This is a genomic window from Spirillospora sp. NPDC049652 (assembly GCF_040675125.1).
Lineage (GTDB): Bacteria > Actinomycetota > Actinomycetes > Streptosporangiales > Streptosporangiaceae > Spirillospora.
In genome coordinates this window covers 1-1,610 of record NZ_JBFAOF010001307.1, presented here as the reverse complement: position 1 = coordinate 1,610, position 1,610 = coordinate 1, and the positions used below count along the sequence as shown (strand labels likewise).

Genomic DNA, 1,610 nt, shown 5'->3' with positions numbered 1-1,610 from the left:
CTGCGCCGCGTGCCCCGCCCCCTGCTCGTGCCGGACCAGGATGTGCCGGATCTTGCGGGAGTCGAAGAGCGGGTCCTGCACGTCCGCGAGGTGCGCGAGCAGGCCGCCCGCCCGGTCGAGGACGAGGTCCAGTCCGTGCGCGGCTCCACCCGCCTGGAGGCCAAGAAGCAGCGCCGCCGGGAGGGGCGCGAGCAGGGCCGCCGCCGCCCGCCGGTGATCACCGAGGCCGAGTTCCTGGCCCGCCGGGAGTCGGTCAAGCGCGAGATGGTCGTCCGGCAGGAGGGCGACCGCACCCAGATCGCCGTCCTCGAGGACGACGTCCTGGTCGAGCACTACATCAACCGCGCCAGCCACCAGAGCTACGTCGGCAACGTGTACCTGGGCAAGGTCCAGAACGTGCTGCCGTCGATGGAGGCGGCGTTCGTCGACATCGGCAAGGGCCGCAACGCGGTCCTCTACGCGGGCGAGGTCAACTGGGACACCGCCGGCCTGGAGGGCCAGCCGCGCCGCATCGAGTCCGCGCTGAAGTCCGGCCAGTCGGTGCTGGTGCAGGTCACCAAGGACCCGCTCGGCCACAAGGGCGCCCGGCTGACCAGCCAGGTCTCGCTGCCCGGCCGCTACCTGGTGTACGTGCCGGACGGCTCGATGACCGGCATCAGCCGCAAGCTGCCGGACAAGGAGCGCAGCCGCCTCAAGCAGATCCTCAAGAAGATCATGCCGGAGAACGCCGGGGTGATCGTCCGGACCGCCGCCGAGGGCGCGACGGAGGAGGAGCTGGCGCGCGACGTGTCCCGCCTGGCCGCCCAGTGGGAGCACATCCAGAAGCAGGTCAAGTCGGCGTCCGCGCCGTCGCTGCTGCACGGTGAGCCGGACCTCACGATCCGCGTCATCCGCGACATCTTCAACGAGGACTTCGCGAAGCTGGTCGTCCAGGGCGACGGCGCGTGGGACACGGTCGCCGAGTACGTCGGCTACGTCGCCCCGCACCTGGCCGACCGGGTCGAGAGGTGGACCGGCGACGGCGACGTCCTCGGCGCGTTCCGGATCGACGAGCAGATCGCCAAGGCGCTGGACCGCAAGGTCTGGCTGCCGTCCGGCGGCTCGCTGGTCATCGACCGCACCGAGGCGATGACCGTGGTCGACGTGAACACCGGCAAGTTCACCGGCCAGGGCGGGAACCTGGAGGAGACGGTCACCCGCAACAACCTGGAGGCCGCCGAGGAGATCGTCCGGCAGCTCCGGCTCCGCGACATCGGCGGCATCGTGGTGATCGACTTCATCGACATGGTGCTGGAGTCCAACCGGGACCTGGTGCTGCGCCGGCTGGTGGAGTGCCTGTCCCGGGACCGGACCAAGCACCAGGTCGCCGAGGTGACCTCGCTGGGCCTGGTCCAGATGACCCGCAAGCGGGTCGGGCAGGGCCTGGTGGAGGCGTTCTCGGAGACCTGCGAGAGCTGCAACGGCCGCGGCATCCACGTCCACCTGAGCCCGGTCGAGCCGAAGGGCTCCGACAAGGGGGCGGCCAAGGAGCAGTCCGGCCGCCGCCGCAAGCGCACCGGAGGGGCCTCTGACAGACCTTCTCGTTACAGTGAAGCCGCGGTCGACACGGG

The 1,610-nt window shown here is 70.8% G+C and carries 1 pseudogene; it reads left to right on the top strand.

The window, feature by feature from the left end:
• Positions 1–72: 72 nt before the first annotated feature.
• Positions 73–1,610, top strand: a pseudogene (locus AB0J52_RS39685) (Rne/Rng family ribonuclease); the annotation flags it as partial.